Source organism: Bartonella sp. MU70NMGDW (assembly GCF_042194085.1).
Lineage (GTDB): Bacteria > Pseudomonadota > Alphaproteobacteria > Rhizobiales > Rhizobiaceae > Bartonella > Bartonella grahamii.
Genome location: NZ_JBHIMK010000574.1, coordinates 1 through 518, shown reverse-complemented (window position 1 = coordinate 518; position 518 = coordinate 1). Strand labels below are relative to the sequence as shown.

Annotated in this window: 1 protein-coding gene; it reads right to left on the bottom strand. The window is 39.4% G+C overall.

The annotated features are described in order from the left end of the window. Positions 1-232 precede the first annotated feature (232 nt). Positions 233-460 carry a hypothetical protein gene (locus tag ACFIKE_RS12240; RefSeq protein ID WP_375641061.1) on the bottom strand — a complete coding sequence of 76 codons (228 nt, stop codon included), beginning with the start codon at positions 458-460 and terminating at the stop codon, positions 233-235. Between the last annotated feature and the right edge of the window lie 58 nt (positions 461-518).

Below are 518 nucleotides of genomic sequence, written 5' to 3'. Positions count from 1 at the left end.
GACATCACTTTTACACTTTTGTAGGTCATGATGATTTCTTGAAGTATTTCTTTTTCTGCTTCTGTAAGCTCTGTATCGTCTTGTGTTTTTTTTCTAGCCATGTTTCCACCCACACACGCGTTCACCTAGATTATTGTGCTTTAAGATCTCTCTTGCTAAGTTTGAACTGATGGCGTTCAGATCTTGCTTATCTAAATAAATTGGCAACCAGCCAACACAAGAAGAAGCATATTTATTTGTCGCGCAACCAGTCAGAGAGAGCAACGCGCACATCAGCATCACTTTTTTGATTAACTTCACTTTCCACCTCCAGACGTGTTGTGGCTGCTTTTAAAGCTTTTTCTGTTTGCTTTTGTTGCTCTGCTTTTTTTCCAAGAGTAAAAGCTCTTGCTAATGCAATAAAAAAAGCGGCTAAAGCCGCGCCTGTTATCATCAGATTTCTTTTCATCCATAAGATCATAGACGATGCTCCTGAAAGCGTTTAGCAACAAAGAAAATACCAGCACATGCGGCTAAAA